The organism is Sphingobacterium sp. HSC-15S19, from assembly GCF_050433745.1.
Classification (GTDB): Bacteria; Bacteroidota; Bacteroidia; order Sphingobacteriales; family Sphingobacteriaceae; genus Sphingobacterium; species Sphingobacterium siyangense.
The window spans coordinates 14,414-28,062 of record NZ_JBNPWQ010000006.1; the positions used below are offsets into that span (position 1 = coordinate 14,414).

The 13,649-nt window shown below is 39.9% G+C and carries 16 protein-coding genes; 3 read left to right on the top strand and 13 right to left on the bottom strand.

What is annotated here, in order from left to right; all coding sequences use genetic code 11:
• Positions 1–24: 24 nt before the first annotated feature.
• The gene (locus tag L1283_RS06190; protein ID WP_115050538.1) at positions 25–768 is read left to right on the top strand and encodes a GIN domain-containing protein; all 744 of its coding nucleotides are present in this window, start codon (positions 25–27) and stop codon (positions 766–768) included.
• A 91-nt stretch (positions 769–859) separates the two neighbouring features.
• Here the strand turns inward: L1283_RS06190 and L1283_RS06195 are convergent, their stop codons facing one another.
• A complete protein-coding gene (locus L1283_RS06195) occupies positions 860–1,087 on the bottom strand; it encodes a hypothetical protein (protein ID WP_429625958.1) in 228 nt (75 codons plus the stop codon).
• A gap of 48 nt (positions 1,088–1,135) precedes the next feature.
• Between L1283_RS06195 and L1283_RS06200 the strand changes: the two genes are divergently transcribed.
• Positions 1,136–1,711, top strand: a complete 576-nt coding sequence (locus L1283_RS06200; protein ID WP_075993431.1) for a DUF1572 family protein — start codon at positions 1,136–1,138, stop codon at positions 1,709–1,711.
• Positions 1,712–1,863: 152 nt separating this feature from the next.
• On the top strand, positions 1,864–2,751 hold the full coding sequence (locus tag L1283_RS06205; protein WP_115050534.1) for a helix-turn-helix domain-containing protein: 888 nt from the start codon (positions 1,864–1,866) through the stop codon (positions 2,749–2,751).
• Here the strand turns inward: L1283_RS06205 and L1283_RS06210 are convergent.
• The 12 genes from L1283_RS06210 to L1283_RS06265 form a co-directional block, all read right to left on the bottom strand.
• Entirely contained in the window at positions 2,748–3,554 is an 807-nt protein-coding gene (locus tag L1283_RS06210; RefSeq protein WP_286851836.1) for a DUF2490 domain-containing protein, read from the bottom strand. The two genes, L1283_RS06205 and L1283_RS06210, sit on opposite strands and share 4 nt — an antisense overlap.
• A 27-nt stretch (positions 3,555–3,581) precedes the next feature.
• Positions 3,582–4,472 (bottom strand): urea transporter, encoded by an 891-nt coding sequence (locus L1283_RS06215; protein WP_286851837.1) that lies wholly within the window; start codon positions 4,470–4,472, stop codon positions 3,582–3,584.
• 10 nt (positions 4,473–4,482) lie between these two features.
• Entirely contained in the window at positions 4,483–5,280 is a 798-nt protein-coding gene (locus L1283_RS06220) for an urease accessory protein UreD (RefSeq protein ID WP_075993435.1), read from the bottom strand.
• 2 nt (positions 5,281–5,282) lie between these two features.
• Entirely contained in the window at positions 5,283–5,921 is a 639-nt protein-coding gene (ureG, locus tag L1283_RS06225; RefSeq protein WP_075993436.1) for an urease accessory protein UreG, read from the bottom strand.
• A gap of 12 nt (positions 5,922–5,933) precedes the next feature.
• The gene (locus L1283_RS06230; RefSeq protein WP_075994884.1) at positions 5,934–6,623 is read right to left on the bottom strand and encodes an urease accessory protein UreF; all 690 of its coding nucleotides are present in this window, start codon (positions 6,621–6,623) and stop codon (positions 5,934–5,936) included.
• 175 nt (positions 6,624–6,798) lie between these two features.
• A complete protein-coding gene (locus L1283_RS06235; protein WP_088162252.1) occupies positions 6,799–7,335 on the bottom strand; it encodes an urease accessory protein UreE in 537 nt (178 codons plus the stop codon).
• Between the two features lie 3 nt (positions 7,336–7,338).
• Positions 7,339–7,926: a hypothetical protein gene (locus L1283_RS06240; RefSeq protein WP_088162253.1), complete on the bottom strand. Its 588-nt coding sequence runs from the start codon at positions 7,924–7,926 to the stop codon at positions 7,339–7,341.
• A 158-nt stretch (positions 7,927–8,084) separates the two neighbouring features.
• Positions 8,085–9,806, bottom strand: a complete 1,722-nt coding sequence (gene ureC / locus L1283_RS06245; protein WP_070567879.1) for an urease subunit alpha — start codon at positions 9,804–9,806, stop codon at positions 8,085–8,087.
• Positions 9,803–10,177 carry an urease subunit beta gene (ureB, locus tag L1283_RS06250; protein ID WP_088162254.1) on the bottom strand — a complete coding sequence of 125 codons (375 nt, stop codon included), beginning with the start codon at positions 10,175–10,177 and terminating at the stop codon, positions 9,803–9,805. The genes ureC and ureB overlap by 4 nt, the downstream gene beginning before the upstream one ends.
• 18 nt (positions 10,178–10,195) lie before the next feature.
• Entirely contained in the window at positions 10,196–10,498 is a 303-nt protein-coding gene (gene ureA / locus L1283_RS06255; RefSeq protein ID WP_075993440.1) for an urease subunit gamma, read from the bottom strand.
• A 175-nt stretch (positions 10,499–10,673) separates the two neighbouring features.
• Positions 10,674–11,024, bottom strand: coding sequence for a hypothetical protein (locus L1283_RS06260; protein ID WP_075993441.1), 351 nt, complete (start codon positions 11,022–11,024; stop codon positions 10,674–10,676).
• Positions 11,025–11,210: 186 nt separating this feature from the next.
• Positions 11,211–13,649, bottom strand: a complete 2,439-nt coding sequence (locus tag L1283_RS06265; RefSeq protein WP_198385937.1) for a TonB-dependent receptor — start codon at positions 13,647–13,649, stop codon at positions 11,211–11,213.

Below are 13,649 nucleotides of genomic sequence, written 5' to 3' on the forward strand. Positions count from 1 at the left end.
ATTTAAATTAATAATAGAAAAATAATGAAAAGAATCTTAACCATTGCCTTTATTTCATTTTTATATGTAGCTCAGGCACAAGAACGCGAAACACGCAAGATCACTGCTCCAGATGGCATTTCATCGGCAACTTCATTACGTGTAGATTATATTCACTCTAATCGCAACGAGGTTGTTGTTGAAGCAGATACTCCGGAGCATTTATCCCTTATCGAAACGACTGTAAAAAACGGTACACTCTATGTACAGTATAAAAGAAACAGTTCTGTCAGAAATGCGAGAAACAATCGCGTAACTGTTTACTCAAGCAAGATACCAACACGTTTTTCGGCATCTTCTAGCAGTTCAATTCATACCGATGAAACAATTAAGGCCGATAAAATTTCTGTTGACGTATCTTCTTCAGCAAGCATATCCCTTAAAAGATTAATTGCGGATGATATAAGCCTTTCAACAAGTTCTTCGAGTAGTTTAACAACGAATGTGAGCAGTAAAAATTTGCAGGTATCTGCAAGTAGTTCGTCCAGCCAAGACATTTCGGGAAGTGCTTCAAATTTAAATTTGAACACCAACTCATCGGCATCGGTTGATATGAGCCGTTTCTCAACAACAAATGCCCAAATACAAGCGAATTCGTCTGCAAATGTAACGCTCAGCGTGAAAGAAAACTTACAGGGAAAGGTTTCTACATCTGCCAGAATTGCGTTAAAAAATCAACCAAAAAATGTCCAAGTTGACAAATCAACTAGCGGCAGAGTAGTACTATAATTTTTAGTGTGGTCTTTAATAAAGACTGTTTGTTTATGTTTAATGTTTAGTTAGCTTAAAGGTGATACATACCCCAGTATCACCTTTGCTTTTATCGACCTTTTTGCTCACACTTCTCCTTCTCCTTCTCCTTCTCCTTCTCCTTCTCCTTCTCCTTCTCCTTCTCCTTCTCCTTCTCCTTCTCCTTCTCCTTCTCCTTCTCCTTCTCCTTATAAATTTGCACATTAATCACTTCAAAAAGCAGTATCAGGAAATTAGTGAGATCGATAACACCACCAGATTTCTGCTCAAAAAAAACTATTTTAGGTTTCGGTTTCACGACATTTTTGTATATTAATATGCATATAAATGATAAACTTTCGGCGTAATGGATAATTTCTTAGCGACTTGTATAAAGCAATTTCAATATTATAAATCATTGGGTGATAAAACATTTACACAACTAAGCACTGAACAGCTCTTTTGGCATCCAAATGATTCAAGCAATAGCATTGCATTAATTGTAAAACATTTAGGTGGAAATATGCTTTCCCGTTGGACGGATTTTCTCAGCACAGATGGTGAAAAAGAAAATAGGAACCGGGATCAGGAATTTGAGAACAGCTGGACAGATCGCGACGAGCTTATTACTTATTGGAATGCTGGATGGGCTTGTCTATTTCAAGCAATAGAATCGCTCGGAGAAGAAGATCTCGTTAAAATCATCTATATCCGTAATCAAGGACATACCGTCATGGAAGCGATCTTGCGGCAACTCGCACATTATCCTTACCACATCGGGCAGATTCTCTATATCGGAAAAATATGTTTGGATGATAAATGGTCCACCTTATCGATACCCAAAGGTCATTCAGCTTCCTATAATAAGGAGAAATTCAGCCACGAAAAACAGCAACAACATTTCACCTCCGAGTTTCTAAAAGGAAATCAGGAGAATATGTAGTAAATAGGCTTTTACACTCCATTAACACAGTAATTACTTAAATGAAAGCATTGGATTTTAACCTGTTTTTCGCAAACTTTTAAGTATATTTGTCATACACACAACTATTCTTTTTTAGTTGATTTCATTAGTAAGTACGTTGTTTTAAGACTATGAAAAATTCGATTAAGATCATCAACAATTACGAGTACAAAAAGTTATTTCTACCTGATGTTTCTGAGCACAATTTATTCAATGAAAATAAAATTCAAGTCTATCGAATTGAGAATTACCTACGCAGTATCCTGATGCCTGTCATCCCCTATCGTACAACGTTTAATTTTCTCATTTTTGTAACGAAGGGATCCCTGACCCAACATCTCGAAAGCGCATCTTACACATTAACTGAAAATCAAGTCATTAACATCAAACAAGGCAATATCACGGCCACACTGGCAATCTCTGATGATGTAGAAGGTTTTTTTGTAGTCTATGAAAATGAAATTGTGACTGATATTGAACTTGGTATAAACGATATCAAATTTTTCAATTCCCATCCTTTTACCACACTAAAAGCCCATGTAGCACATTGGCTCCAACAAATGTTGGTATTATTGGAAGAAGAACTTTTTACTGAGGGCCGTGTGATGGAAGTCTGCATTTCAATGATGCAGTGTATCTTATTAAAGGTGATAAAATCGGATATTGAAACAAAGGCTCCAATGAGCCGACAGCTAGATATTGCTTTCCGTTTTCGCGAATATGTACAAAAATTCCATATCGATCATAAAAACGTATTATTCTATGCCAATTTATTACATATTTCAGAAAACTACCTCAATAAATGTGTTAAAGAAGCGACGAATAAACCACCGAAACAATGGATTAGCGAAATAAGTATCTTACATAGCCAGATTCTGCTGCAGGATGCTACGAGAGATATTGCCGGTATAGCCTTTGAATTGAAATTTCAATCGCCCTCGTATTTTACTCGGCTATTTAAAAAAATCACTGGGTATTCACCCAGTGACTATCGAAAACATAAGTTTATGGCGGGCTAATGTTTTTTACTGTAAGGTAAATTCCAAATTAAATCTACGGCCAAATAATGAACGCCAAAATCTACTTTGTCATAGCCTTTAATTAAGTCGTTCATATACCCCAGATCCAATCGCAAAGGTGTTTTTGGAATATCTGTCATGTAATAGAAACCCAGACGGGTCTCTTTATAAGCAAAGCTAGACCATGTACTAGCAGGTTCGTAAAGCTTACTGATTGCAAAAAGCCCTTCTGCGCTCAAAGCCAATTCTTGCTTATTTTTAGCCGAAATTTTAAAATTTAGCTGCGACTTCAAGCGGGTCCTAAATTGAAAATTCTCTTCTGTTTTCTGAAAATCAGCTGTAAAGAACTTTCGAAACTCTTGCCTTAAGGTATTTTTCCATTTCAAACGATCATTCAGGGTAAATGTATACGCATATCGCCCATATAACCTAAATTCTTGCTCGACACCTTCATTATGGTAGGGTGCTGCCTCATCATAAACGTTTTGGCGACGATAGCTCAATGCATAGCTATATTGTTGATTCTTGGCAAACTTATGATAGACTTCATGATTTAGCACCCAAATGGCCTGCTTATGAAATGGATTTGAATCGTCGGGCGTACTTTTGGTTCCCAGACCGATGTAGGTTAGTGCCTCTTTGGTTCCCGCACTATCCAGTTTCCGGCGTAGGCCCAGAACAGACCAAGATGCGGTCCTTGCTTTTCCTAACCCCGGTGGACTGACTTGCCCGTAGGCAGTATTTACATGAATTCCCAATAAGAGCATTATTGGGAATAGTTTTATTAAACGAAATTTAAACATACATAAAATTTTAGTTCACAAAAAGGACTAGGAAGTCCCTTCTGCTGATGAAAATTTATTCACCAACCATTTATCGATAAGTTTGACCGGTTGCATCGCCCACATCGCAAAAACAAATGGGAAAGTCAATGTTGTCCAGCCGTTATGAATCAAAAAGTGATCAAAATATGTGGCGATAATTGTTCCGATCAGTACATATACGCCATCACGAACACGTGGGCCGCTCAGAGCGATTCCAACCAAAACCGCATTGAAGCTAAAAATGCCATTATTGGTCATATCTGCAGATTCATGGCCATGGTGCGAAATATAAACACTGATGATAACAGCAGCGAAACCGTAAAGTGCTCCCATGGGATTGCTCAGGAAAACCCCAATGAAAAAGATCAATCCAGCAATTAAACTACCCTGAAAAATAACCTGACCAAAGGCATGGCCTTCAATTAAGAAATCATCCATTTCTTGAATATCAACAAAATGCTCGGGTACCGTCCTTAAAGCCAATTCTGGAATACTCAACACATACAATGCGATCCAGGTAATTAAGATAAAAGGAAATGTAAATACCGGCAGATTCTTCTTTAATGCAAAACCCATCAAGATGGTGGTCAACGCAGATCCGACGATTAAAGCTCCCCATACCCAGACGTTTGTCTGAAAATAGAAAACCAAAGCAATACCATAAAGCGTAGCATTAAATCCGAAGAGTCCATCATTGATATGACCCTCATCAAATTTCATCAACTTGGCAGTCAATACCCCGACGATATTGGCGAGGATTCCCGCAAAGCCCATTAGTGCCGAATCATAAATAATGGCGTCTATAAATAAAATACCCGTCCAAATGTTACCCTGTAACATAATTTGCCCAAATCCTTTAAAAAAAGCTTTTACAAAAGCTAGGATGTTATTTTTCATTGGAATATAATTAGTTGTTATTCAAAAATATGTTGTCCCATAATGCGCTTTGCATTTCTTTAAAAAGAAGATAAAGCTGTTCGGCACCGTAACCTAAAACGCGAACCATAAAACCGTCGTGCTGCAATTCACTAATACCAAACGCAACGTCTTTGGTTTCCCCATATTGTTCATGGAAAGTCTCGATCCAGTCACTTGGATTCAAGCCGGCACTATTAAGGTAGATCAAAGTTCCCTGATGCGTATAGCCTTCCAAAATACCCAAGCCTTGTATAGGCATACGATCTGGCTGCAGCAATACATTATCTTTCACTACAAGCCTACCATTGACATAACATTCTGTCAGATTTTGAAAGTGATTGTACATAAACTCTTCTCCGGACATTTTCCGACCACAAGTCACGATTTCACTAAGCAATAAGTGACAATTAGAAGCAAGATGTACAATGTTATGGCTCAAAAAATGAGACGAATGTTGTGGTACTACAGGATGGGGCACATAAGAAAAAACAGCATTTTCACCGATATTCACTTCCATAGTTTGGGACGAATGGCCTTTCATATGAAACAAACGCTGGTAAGCTTGCGTTTGTAACTGCAGCTTAGCGCCCGGAGCAATATCAACTTGAATACGATGGTCATCTCCATCCAACAAACCAGGCGATGAACTCATAATCATCAGATACGCTGCATTGTCTTTTTGATATTGTCCAACTGGAACGATACGAAACGGTTGTGTCGCATATGCATCTTTTAAAAAGGATTTTCCTTCGCGATGTGCTATTTTAATATCTAAAGAACAGATCATAACTAACGTAGTAAATTAGGTTCCTCAACATCTTGAAGGAGTGCGTATTTTTTAATCCAGCCTACAATCTCTTCCAAACCATCTCCGGTTTTTAGATTTGAAAATAAGAATGGAGAACCTTTACGCATTTTACGTGCATCATGCTCCATTACTTCTAAGCTTGCGCCTACATAGGGTGCCAAATCTTTCTTATTGATCAATAAAAGATCAGATCTTGTAATTGCTGGACCACCTTTACGAGGCATTTTTTCACCTTCGGCAACATCAATTACGAAAATGGTAATATCGGCCAGATCCGGGCTATAGGTAGAAGTTAGGTTATCACCACCACTTTCAATCAAAATCAACTCTAAATCCGGGAAGCGGCTTGCTAGTTCATCTACAGCTTCTAGATTCATACTCGCATCCTCCCGTATGGCCGTATGCGGGCAACCACCGGTTTCTACACCGATAATTCGTTCACGGGGCAGCAAACTATTTTTGGCCATGTACTCCGCATCTTCCTTCGTATAGATATCATTTGTAATTACTGCAAGATCAATTTCATTCATCAAACGTCTGCTCAATCTTTCCAATAATGCTGTTTTACCAGACCCTACTGGTCCACCAACTCCTATTTTAACATATTTTCTATTTTCCATTGTAATTGTTTTTTAAGAAATATAAACTCTAGAATATAATCGTTCGTGTTGCATGCAACGGATGTCAAATCCAATGTTGCATAAGCCCACTAAATTCCGTTCAACTGTTAAGGTCTCTTTGCAGAGATCAAGTATATCATCATGTAAACCAAAAAGTATATCTTGGCCATCCAACTGCCCTAATGGCACCAGTTTAACAGCATTGGTCACCATTGTAATAGCGGCATTATAATAAAAGCCGTGCAACGCTTCTTCCAAAGGAATTGCTAAAAGTGACGCCAACATGCCATACATCAAACAGTAATGACTATCTACTTCCTTCTTTTGGATTAATTCACCCCAGGACAACATAAAATCCTGCTGTTGATACCGACTGAATATTTTATAAATACGGACGCCCAGTTTTTTACTGGCATCGCGAATTTCTCTTGGACTTTTTAATGCTGTACATTCTTGATCTAGGGCGATCAATGCATCCATGTCCTGCGAAGAAGTTGCTTCATAGGCCAATTTCATCAAAGCAGCATCATTGTACTTCAGATTATACCAGAGGTTATGACGCACATAATTGTCCGCCGTAGCCTTATCACAGACCAAGCCTTGTTGCACATAGGTCTCCAGTCCATTGGAATGGGTAAACCCACCAATTGGCAATGTAGGATCTGCTAGATGAAGTAACTTGCCTAGAAATGTATTTTTCATTGACATTATTTTTTATTGTAAGTATATATCTTCAAGGACCAATCAGCCCCTTGCGTAATCTTCGCTATCATTGGGCATTCAAGCTGACCAAGTTTTTCCTTTGATCCCTATTTTCTCCATTAAGGCATCAATGCGCTCGCTACGCTCGGTTATTGGACAGAAAGGATCTTCAATCTCATTTCATAGCTGCTGGCCCTTGCGAATTCATGAAGGCTTTATCGCTGATTAAGAGCGGTATATTCTTCGTCGAAAACTTCATCTTCTGATGATGTTTTGGGTCGACATTTGCGTTGAGCTGACGTAAAAGTTGGCGCTCGCAACGTTGCGGGTCAAACCCCTGTTTCGCTAACCACTCGTACATGGACCTTTCATAAGGCATAAGCAATTCATTTGCCTCCACAAATAGAGGCAAATGTTTGTTTCCAATTTCACTGCTTACAAAAGCGGTTCGAAGGAAATCAATTGCTATGACACGGATGACTTCACAAGGTTTGATCGTTACCACAACCATTTTCTCTTCATCTTCGTACAAGATATCGCCATCCTGCAAACTGGAGGTATTACCCAACAATTTGACGGCGATATCCATTCCCTCCGCTGTACGTAAACGTTGAATACGTTTGGTCGACTCATACCATTCAATAGCGAGCGAATCAAGACGCTTATTGATCTGCTCCCCCTGAATATTCCTTGTGATTTCCGTGATTATCATTTTTTAATTTTTAATAAATAGATTTTTAGATAAGCCTAAACCTACTGTAGATCCATTGATTCCCGTAATGACTTCGTGATCATTGGGAATAGCAGCATCTTTACTATTTCTCTTTTTATAAGACAATTCTGCCACTTTAGCTTTTAATGCCCAACCTTTTCCCAAGGCGATACCCACAAGCGGGTACACTCTGAATAGATAGCCATTGTATTTACCATCGACCATTGTACCTCCGGTAGCGACATGTTGATCGCCCCACAAATAATGCACATCAACCTGGCCAATTAACATGAAATGCTCACTCAGAGGCCAAGTATTACTATAGAAAGGTCCTATTTCATGCGAATGATCTGTAAAATCCAGTGCTTTATCCTTAGCAGAATTGAATCCATAGTTTAGCCCCGCATTCATGTTGTCGGTGAAAAAATAGGCAGCACCCACCGGAGCGGCACTAAATTGATGCCCCGCTGTTGTTTCGTGGTAATTCAGTGACCCATAAACCATGATACCCCCCTTTTGCGCATAGGCCGATTGTATCGTAAAGCATGCTATTGCTATACAACAGCCTAAAAATGTCTTCAAATTTTTCATTAGCGTAAATCGTATTTTAGCAGTAATGAAGCATCATGAGCAGTCGTTATTCCCTCTCTTTATGCGCTTTTGATAAGCCCATGATGATTTCATCAACATATTGTTTTTCATAGTTTATGGCGTGATATCGGATCACGCCATAAAAAAGTAGTATAGGGTTAAAACAAGAAGTATCGTTGTCCCAACGAAACTGTATCAACCGGTTTTGATCGCAAGATCTCACCGTCAAGACTTACCTCATAATTCTCTGGATTGACGATAATTTCAGGTGTAGCGTCATTGTGGATCATATCTTTTTTGGAGATATTCCGACAATTTTCTACAGCAAGTAAGGTTCTTTCCAATTTATACTCTTCTTTAATTCCTTTTTCCAATGAAATTTTAGAGACAAAGTCAAAACAAGTTTGGTGAACAGCTTTACCTAAACCACCGAACATTGTTCTTAAAATAATTGGCTGTGGCGTAGGAATAGAAGCATTCGCATCACCCATTTTTGAAGCGATAATCATCCCGCCCTTAATAATCATTTCTGGTTTTGCGCCAAATAAAGCAGGACGCCAGATCACCATATCGGCAATTTTACCGGGCTCGATTGAACCAACATATTTGGAAATACCATGAGCAATTGCTGGATTGATCGTGTATTTCGCTACATAACGGCGTGCACGGAAATTATCGTTGTCCTTGCCTTCGTCTTCAGGTAATGGACCTACTTGTTTCTTCATCTTGTCTGCAGTCTGCCAAGTCCGTGTGATGACTTCACCTACACGTCCCATTGCCTGCGAATCCGAGCTCATGATACTGAATACACCACGATCTTGCAGTACATCCTCAGCAGCAATCGTTTCTGGACGGATACGAGAGTCAGCAAAAGCGACGTCTTCCGGAATTTCTTTACTCAAGTGGTGACAAACCATCAGCATATCCAAGTGCTCGTCAATCGTATTTTTTGTGAATGGACGTGTTGGATTTGTCGATGCTGGCAAAACATTTGGATACATCGCCGATTTGATGATATCTGGCGCGTGACCACCACCAGCACCCTCTGTATGGAATGTATGGATGACACGTCCATTGATAGCTTGGATCGTATCTTCTAAGAAACCCGCTTCATTCAAGGTATCTGTATGGATTGCAACTTGCACATCGTATTGATCTGCAACAGTCAAAGCTCTGTCGATTGTTGCTGGTGTAGCACCCCAATCTTCGTGGATTTTAACGCCTAGCGCGCCTGCTTCAATTTGCTCCACAATAGGTTGTTCCGTACCTACGTTTCCTTTACCAAAGAAACCGAAGTTCATTGGAAGGTCTTCAACAGCTTGCAACATGCGGCGTAAATTCCATTTACCCGGTGTTACTGTAGTTGCATTTGTTCCATCCGCTGGACCTGTACCACCACCAATCATTGTTGTAACACCACTATACAAGGCCGTTTCAACTTGTGTTGGGCTGATATAGTGAATATGGGTATCAATACCACCTGGAGTTAAGATATATCCCGATCCACCATGTACCTCAGTAGAAGCACCGATAATCATATTTGGTGTAATATTGTCCATTGTATCCGGATTTCCAGCACGACCAACACCAACAATTTTACCATCCTTAATACCAATATCACCTTTCACGATACCCCAGTGGTCAATGACGATAGCATCAGTGATCACCATATCCAATGTACCTTCATCACGTGTATGAACTGAAGATTGGCACATCCCGTCACGGACAGTCTTACCACCGCCAAATTTGGCTTCATCGCCGTAGTAAGCATAGTCTTTTTCGACTTCAATAATGATATCTGTATCTCCTAAACGGATTTTATCTCCACTTGTAGGGCCAAAGATGGCGCTATAATTTAATTTGCTAACTTTTAAACTCATGATACTTTGTTTTTAAAGCCTTGTTCTTTTACTTTTTTCATTGCATTTGCTTTCGCAACTTCGGTTTCGGTATCTCCATTTGCCAAATCATTGTGGCCATAGATCCTTCTTGCACCTGCATAAGGGACCAATTCGACGTCTTTTGATTCACCTGGTTCAAAACGAATTGCTGTACTGGCGATAATATTCAACCGTTTGCCAAATGCTTTTTCACGATCAAACTCCATCATTTTGTTCACCTCAAAGAAATGAAAATGTGAACCTACCTGAATTGGTCTATCACCTGTATTTGTCACAGTGATCGTTGTAATTTCTCTACCTTCATTGCAGATAACATAGCCATCTGCAATAAAAAATTCTCCTGGGATCATAGATTATATTTTTAACAATTAGCGAATCGGGTTATGAACAGTAACCAGTTTTGTACCATCTGGAAATGTAGCTTCAATCTGTACATCATGAATCATTTCAGGGACACCTTCCATGACATCTTCACGTGTCAACAACGTTGCACCATACTGCATTAAATCCGCAACAGTACGTCCGTCACGAGCAGCTTCCAAAAGTTCACTACTGATCAATGCAATAGACTCCGGATAGTTTAATTTAAGTCCTCTAGCTTTACGTTTTTTCGCTAGTTCGCCGGCAAGATGAAGCAATAGCTTCTCTGTCTCTCTAGGTAATAAATGCATATAAATATTATTTAAATTGTTGTTATTCGAATTAAAACAAGTCACGGTGAGTACAGGTCACGACAAGGCCATACGACTTAAAAAAATCGTTCAAAATCGTGATGAATAGGACAGATTACACCCCTACGCAGCGTAAGGTCTGTCTTTTCTCAACCGTTGTAAGAAATGGAAATTTTTACCCCAGAAACGGGATCTTTAAACTTTGGAAAAGAATATATTTTGGCGGAAGGATCAATCGATCCATATAAGGCCTTCTGTTATTCTGAATTTTGAGACGTACAGGATAGCAGAATACAAAAAGACAAATTGAAAGCACTCCCCAATAGAGCAGCTTGCTCCATTCATCTTTGAGGTCCATCTGTTCGGTGATATCATAGACATCATGATCTTTAACCGCAGCGACCAAATTTTCCCGCTCGGAATTTCCTGAACCTTGTTCTACATGAGTATGGAAAGCCGCCAGGCTTATCCGGAAGACGGGTAAACTTTGGACAGTAGAATGCGTCGGTATAGCTATTCCTTTCATGAGCAGGGTGCTCAAAAGGAAAACTAAAAAGACTAAACTATACCTCATTCTTGTGTTCACAATTCTATTATTTGTTGTTCAAATTTACAACCAAAGCGGGCTACTTGACTAGCACAAATCTTGAATTAAATAGTCCAAATTTGTTGAAAAAGCCCGCTTTGGAGATTTTAGATCAATCTTTCGAATTTAAAAAGAGTAACCAACTGATACCATGATATTTCTCGGTGCACCAGCAAAGGCTCTCGTGTAGTCAAAACCACCTAAAAAGTAATATTTATCGAATACATTGTTCAGGTTTACGGCCATTTTCATAGCACCAATGTGGTAATAGGCCGCTGCATTAACAGTTGTATAAGATGGCCATTGTCCCCAGAGTGCATTTCCATCGCTATCCTTTCCGATACTATTGTCCATCCGCTTACGGTCTACATAGTAAACACCAGCACCAAAACCTAAGCCTTTTAAGGTACTATTTGAAAACACATATTTTAACCAGGCACTCGCCATATTTTTGGGTGCTCCCGGCAGGGACTGTCCTATTTCAGAAGGAACCGAGGATGATTTCACCTCCGTATCATTATAGGTATAATTGGCCATAACCTGGAACTCCCGTGTCAACTGCCCACGCACATCGAGTTCAACACCCTGCGATAGCGCTTTGCCGGATTGTCTATATTCCGGCAGCCCTGAATCATTGATAGCCCCTGTGGCAATGAGCATATTCCGTCGTTCAATTCGGAATAAGGATAGATCAACCTGCAATTGTTCCTTAAAGAAACCCGTCTTCACCCCTGTTTCCACCTGGAAACTCCGCTCGGCATCAAAGGGTTTATCGGCACCATAATCTTTATAGTTTTGAATAAAATTGGCGCCTACAGGCACAAACCCCTGTGAATAACTTGCAAAATAGTTAATCTGCTTATTAATTCCATAGGTTACACCAAAACGAGGTAATAAGGCATTTTGTGTCGCATGAAACCGATTTTGTCCATCAAGTGTCTCAGAAGAATAGTGTTCATGACGTAGACCTACAATAAGTTTAAGTCGGTCGTCAATGCTGATTTGATCCTGAATATATTTACCCGTTGTTTTATAAGGGCTCAAAAAAGGATAAGCGACTCCCGTACGCCATACATAATTCGTCAGATCATGAGTCGTATAAGTGGGATTGTTCAAATCAAAAGTCAAAGGAACAACTTTACCATCTATAGTTTGCTGCCTAGCCTCCCGCAATTGGTTTTCTTTGTCGCCCCGATATTGGGCAAAATCAATCCCAGCAACCAAATGATGATCAACTCTATCGCCCAAAAGATCCCACTTGACGTAACCGACAACATTATCGGTATAATCACGCCCATGGCGATCAAAAAAGCGCATATTCATAATGGTATTATGTGGTGCATCAGCAAATGTATTCATTGTCCGGTGTTCATTGACATCCTCCTGATAGATGGATTTCATGTAACTCAGATTCAAACTAACATGTTCTGCCAGACGCTGAGACAAACGAGCGCTTAATGAAAAAGTCTTGGAATTATAAAAATCGGAAGGCTGGCTCAACGTAAATGACCTGGGCAAAGCATAAAAGTTATTTTCCTTAATACCCATTCCCCGATCAAGATAACCGTTGAACTGATTATAGACCATGTCAATATCAACCACCGTGCCTTCAGCTGGTTTGAAGGTAAAGGAAGGAGCAATCATCATTCGTTTCTGACGATTTACGTCACGAAAAGTCTTCGTATCTTCATAACCCGCGTTAAAACGATATAAAATACGCTTGGCACTATCCAATGGTCCACCGAGATCTACAGTAGTTCGCATCGTTTCAAAACTACCGCCGGCAAAATTCACATGCCCCTTAAAATCTTCCAAAGGCTTCTTTGTCGTCATATTAATTGTACCACCCGGCACAATATCCCCAAACAAAGATGCCCCAGGCCCTTTCAAAACCTCGATATTTTCAAGATTGATCGTTAGTGGTGAATTATAATAACTGTTACCATAACCATACCCCGAGCGTAAACCATTGACAAGTCGAACACCCGTTTCGTAACCGCTTTTGAAACCACGGATAACAACATCATCATAGGAAGATGCTTCTGTCACACCAGCCAGGTCCTGTACCAGCGCTCCAGTAGTAAAGGCCTGTTTATCTTCGATAAATTCCTTACTGAGTACAGCGACAGATTGCGGTAGATCCTTTAATTTTCCTGCAAATTTACCCCCCAGCTCCATATTATTTGTCAGATATGAATTGTTACGTCTACCCGTAACCAATACTTCATCCAATGTATTATCACCGGCTACCATAAGCAATCGAACTCCTTTTTTTGCATTCCAGTTGGCCGCGTTCAAATCCAGCAATACAGGCTTATACCCAATTGCAGCTGCACGTAGCTGTACAGGAAAAGAAGTTATTCCGGTAAAACTAAATTCGCCCTGAGCATTAGAACTTGTCTGTTGTTGTCGATCTGCCAGGGTTAATGTGACCCCTGAGATTGGATTACCGTTTTCATCCTGGATCTTACCAAATAGTGCCACACCTTGTTGTGCATACACCGCTCCCGGTACGGAAGCACTTGTCAATAAAGCGAAAGCTAGCGCTTTCATTACGTTGTTCAT

Excerpts from the sequence above, each read along its gene's own strand:
- L1283_RS06190 (WP_115050538.1), top strand. The coding sequence starts at position 25 with ATGAAAAGAATCTTAACCATTGCCTTTATTTCATTTTTATATGTAGCT.
- L1283_RS06200 (WP_075993431.1), top strand. The coding sequence starts at position 1,136 with ATGGATAATTTCTTAGCGACTTGTATAAAGCAATTTCAATATTATAAA.
- L1283_RS06205 (WP_115050534.1), top strand. The coding sequence starts at position 1,864 with ATGAAAAATTCGATTAAGATCATCAACAATTACGAGTACAAAAAGTTA.
- L1283_RS06210 (WP_286851836.1), bottom strand. The coding sequence starts at position 3,554 with ATGTTTAAATTTCGTTTAATAAAACTATTCCCAATAATGCTCTTATTG.
- L1283_RS06215 (WP_286851837.1), bottom strand. The coding sequence starts at position 4,472 with ATGAAAAATAACATCCTAGCTTTTGTAAAAGCTTTTTTTAAAGGATTT.
- L1283_RS06220 (WP_075993435.1), bottom strand. The coding sequence starts at position 5,280 with ATGATCTGTTCTTTAGATATTAAAATAGCACATCGCGAAGGAAAATCC.
- ureG (WP_075993436.1), bottom strand. The coding sequence starts at position 5,921 with ATGGAAAATAGAAAATATGTTAAAATAGGAGTTGGTGGACCAGTAGGG.
- L1283_RS06230 (WP_075994884.1), bottom strand. The coding sequence starts at position 6,623 with ATGAAAAATACATTTCTAGGCAAGTTACTTCATCTAGCAGATCCTACA.
- L1283_RS06235 (WP_088162252.1), bottom strand. The coding sequence starts at position 7,335 with ATGATAATCACGGAAATCACAAGGAATATTCAGGGGGAGCAGATCAAT.
- L1283_RS06240 (WP_088162253.1), bottom strand. The coding sequence starts at position 7,926 with ATGAAAAATTTGAAGACATTTTTAGGCTGTTGTATAGCAATAGCATGC.
- ureC (WP_070567879.1), bottom strand. The coding sequence starts at position 9,806 with ATGAGTTTAAAAGTTAGCAAATTAAATTATAGCGCCATCTTTGGCCCT.
- ureB (WP_088162254.1), bottom strand. The coding sequence starts at position 10,177 with ATGATCCCAGGAGAATTTTTTATTGCAGATGGCTATGTTATCTGCAAT.
- ureA (WP_075993440.1), bottom strand. The coding sequence starts at position 10,498 with ATGCATTTATTACCTAGAGAGACAGAGAAGCTATTGCTTCATCTTGCC.
- L1283_RS06260 (WP_075993441.1), bottom strand. The coding sequence starts at position 11,024 with ATGAAAGGAATAGCTATACCGACGCATTCTACTGTCCAAAGTTTACCC.
- L1283_RS06265 (WP_198385937.1), bottom strand. The coding sequence starts at position 13,649 with ATGAACAACGTAATGAAAGCGCTAGCTTTCGCTTTATTGACAAGTGCT.